Source organism: Bradyrhizobium sp. (assembly GCF_019244115.1).
Taxonomy (GTDB): Bacteria; Pseudomonadota; Alphaproteobacteria; order Rhizobiales; family Xanthobacteraceae; genus Bradyrhizobium.
In genome coordinates, this window is sequence record NZ_JAFATE010000560.1 from 1 (window position 1) to 3388 (window position 3388).

A 3388-nucleotide genomic window follows, 5' to 3' on the forward strand; every position below is an offset into this window, starting at 1 on the left:
CTTCGCGATGAACAGGCCGATGACAGCAATGAGCAGCACGAGCCCGATACCGCGTATGACCTCGCGGCGATGATCGGAGTCCTGGAAGGCGAGAGCTGGATGCGTGGTTACGGCCAAGGTAGGAGAGCTCCACGCATAGACATGAACGGCGGTCCGACACGCGCGACCGCTGTGGATCGCCATGAGGAATAGGCCAGTTTGGGGCCTGATCGCCATCAAGCTTTAGGCCAGCAGATCGCCACGAAGGATTAGGCCACCCAAGGCTCCGTTCGCCAGCATCTTCGCCACCACAACCAAGGTGGACGGGATGGGCTATCGGGAGCTGCATCGGATGGAGATCGAAGAAGTGGTGCGTCGCTGGCAAGTGCAGGAGAGCCAGCGTGCGATCGCGCGGGCGACCGGCCTGGCGCGGGAGACGGTCAAGAAGTACCTGGCCGCTGCGCTCAGCCTGGGTCTTAGCGCCACTGGGCCGCCGCCCACGGAGGCGCAGCTGCTGGAACTCCGACGGCTGGGTGTCGTGGCGGTTCAGCCAGCACAACGTGTGGCGCCGCAATTGGCGATGTTGGAGCCGCACCGCGATCAGATCGCCGCCTGGCTCGACCAGGACCACCTGCTGCTCACGCGCATTCAGGAGCTCCTCGATGCGCAGCATCGCCTCAAGGTGAAGTACACCACGCTGCGGCGCTACGTACGCCAGGCTGGCCTGTGGAAGCAACCCCGCTCGACGGTGCGCATGGCGCCGACGGCACCCGGCGAAGTCGCCGAGATGGATTTCGGCAAACTCGGCACGCTCATCGATCCGACCACCGGCAAGCACCAGACCGTGTACTGCCTGCTGGTGGTGCTGGTGTACAGCAGATACGCATTTGTGTGGCCGCTGCTGCAGCAGACGGTCGAGGCCACCATCGAAGGCTTGGAGCAGGCATGGCGCTTCTTCGGCGGTGTACCTGCGCGTTTGATTCTGGACAATTTTCCGGCGGCAGTTGCTGGACCCGACGCGCTCAACCCGCGGCCGACGCGCGCATTTGTGGAGTACAGCCGGGCGCGAGGTCTACTCCTGGACCCAGCTCGCGTGCGAGCGCCGCGGGATAAGCCACACGTCGAAAATGGCATCAAATACGTACGCGAGCGCTGGTGGAAAGGCAGTCACTTCATCGACCTCGTCGATAGCCGCCAGCAATCCGGGCACTGGTGCCGCGAGGTGGCCGGGCTGCGCGTGCACGGCACCACACGGCGTCTACCACGCGTGGTCTTTGAAGACGAGGAGCGGGCTCATCTCCAACCCTACGACGGCGTTCCTTACGACGTGCCGCTCTGGAGGGACGTGACCGTCCACCCGGATCATCACGTCAGCGTCCAGTACGCGCTGTACTCGGCGCCGTCGACGACCTGCCCACCCGGCACCGAGCTCGAGGCCCGCTGCGATAGCAAGCTGGTCAAACTCTATCGCGCGGGTGAGCTTGTCAAAGTTCATCCACGCAAACCCAAAGGCGGACGTTCCACCGATTGCGACGATTACCCGCCCGAGCGGACCGCCTACGCCATGCGTGCCCCGGACCGCGTGGTGCGCCAGGCGATGCAGTTGGGACCCAACGTCGGCCAGTTCGCCGAGCGGCTGCTGGCGGGCACCTTCCCCTGGTCCAAGCTACGCCAGGGCCAGAAGCTGCTGCGGCTGGCCGACCGCTACACGCCAGAACGCCTGGATGCCGCCTGCGCACGCGCCCTCGGCTTCGATCTGCTGGAAGTACGCCGCGTCGAACGCATCCTGGTGCTGGCGCTGGAACACGAAGGTCAGCCAACTCCACCACCTGAGCAGCGCGTCAAGCCATTGCCCGCCGGGCGCTTCACTCGACCCGGTACCGCGTTCGATCATCGCTACCTGCCAGTTGCCAGCGTCACGCCGGCTGGGGAGGAGCGATCGTGAGCCTCGATCCGGACCTAGTGCGGCTGCTCAAACGCTTGAAGCTGGGTCAACTGGTGCCAACGCTGCCGGAGCGACTCGCGCTGGCGCGCGCCCAGCAGCTCGATTACGCCGCTTTCCTGACGCTGCTGCTGGCCGACGAGGTCCAGCGGCGTGAACAGCAAGCCCTCGAACGTCACCTCGATCAGGCCGGTTTCGAAGAGCGCGTCACACTCGACGCTTTTGATTGGAGCTCACCTGTGCACGTCGATCGTCAGCAACTCCAGCACGTCTTTACGCTCCAGTTCCTCCAGCGCAAGGAGCACGTCATCCTGGTTGGTCCAGTTGGCGTCGGAAAAACATTTCTGGTCCAGGCGCTTGGCGCCGCCGCCGTCAGAGCCGGCCACAGTGTGGTGTTCACGCGCGCCGACACGCTTCTCAAAGAACTCAGCCAGGCGCGTGCCGACCACACCTACGAACGCGTCTTCCGCCGCTTCCTGGCTCCAGATCTGCTCATCCTGGATGACTTCGCGCTGCACCGTCTCTCTGCTCAGCAGAGTGAGGACCTGTACGACCTGATCATCGAACGTCATCGGCACGCGAGTTTCGCGTTGACCTCAAACCGCGGCGTCGACGAGTGGCTCGGCCTCTTCGACAACCCCATCCTTGGCAATAGTGCACTCGACCGCGTGGCCAACGCCGCTCACCAACTGGTCATCGAGGGACCCAGCTATCGTGCCAAGCTCGCTCCCAAGCACCGCGGCATAGATGACCAGGCATGACGCAGGCTACCGAGTTGCCCAGGCGTGACGGTTCGCGTGACGGTTCGCGTGATGGTTGCGCTGGCTGCCTGCTGTGCGGCGCCGCGTTGCCATCATCTCGCGCGCGCTATTGTTCACGCGCCCACCAGCAGCGTGCATTTCGTCTCCGCCGCCAGGTCAGCCTGCCGGACCTGCTGAGCTTACGACACGAACTTCAGCAACGCCGCGCCGTCGTCGCACAAACGGTGTACGAATGCCCCAGTTGCGGGGAACGTCTCGTGGGCCAGCGTCGCTGCCCGGATTGCCATCACTTTAGTCGCGCCATCGGCTTGGGCGGTCACTGTCCTGAGTGCGACGCTCCGCTGCTGCTGGTCGATTTATTGGGAGAGGAGGTGGTCACGCCTCACTGAGTTATCCACAGCGGCGCGCGAATCGGCGTGGACATGGCGCTCTGCTGGCGCAGAGCTTGGATAAGCCCTGCGGGCTTACCCACATGCCCACTCCGGAAAGACGACGACGGGGCGGCGCTCGCTGTTTCTCCGGATAAACTGATCCAAAAATAAGAGCTACGGGTGGACTAATGGTCGTGGCGACGACCTGGCCTAAAGCTCCTGGCGATCCACACATGACCGCCACTCCAACACCGGGCGCGACGGTTTGCCCCGCGGCGATCAGATAGCTCCAGAAGAACGTCTCGCGGTTGTCGTCGATGTCGAGCGACAGCCAT

General features: G+C 64.1%; 3 protein-coding genes. 2 read left to right on the plus strand and 1 reads right to left on the minus strand.

Annotated elements, in window-relative coordinates:
- Nucleotides 1-331 precede the first annotated feature (331 nt).
- Both istA and istB read left to right on the plus strand, forming a co-directional pair.
- Nucleotides 332-1924, plus strand: a complete 1593-nt coding sequence (gene istA / locus JOZ76_RS24970; protein WP_291703158.1) for an IS21 family transposase — start codon at nt 332-334, stop codon at nt 1922-1924.
- Nucleotides 1921-2682, plus strand: a complete 762-nt coding sequence (gene istB / locus JOZ76_RS24975; protein WP_291703160.1) for an IS21-like element helper ATPase IstB — start codon at nt 1921-1923, stop codon at nt 2680-2682. Before istA ends, istB begins: the two co-directional genes overlap by 4 nt.
- A 390-nt stretch (nt 2683-3072) precedes the next feature.
- Here istB and JOZ76_RS24980 read toward each other — a convergent pair.
- Nucleotides 3073-3388: hypothetical protein (locus JOZ76_RS24980; protein ID WP_291703162.1), on the minus strand; the 316-nt coding region annotated here is incomplete at its 5' end.

What these genes read in the sequence shown, in the direction of transcription:
- istA (WP_291703158.1), top strand. Translation starts at nt 332, where the DNA reads ATGGAGATCGAAGAAGTGGTGCGTCGCTGGCAAGTGCAGGAGAGCCAG.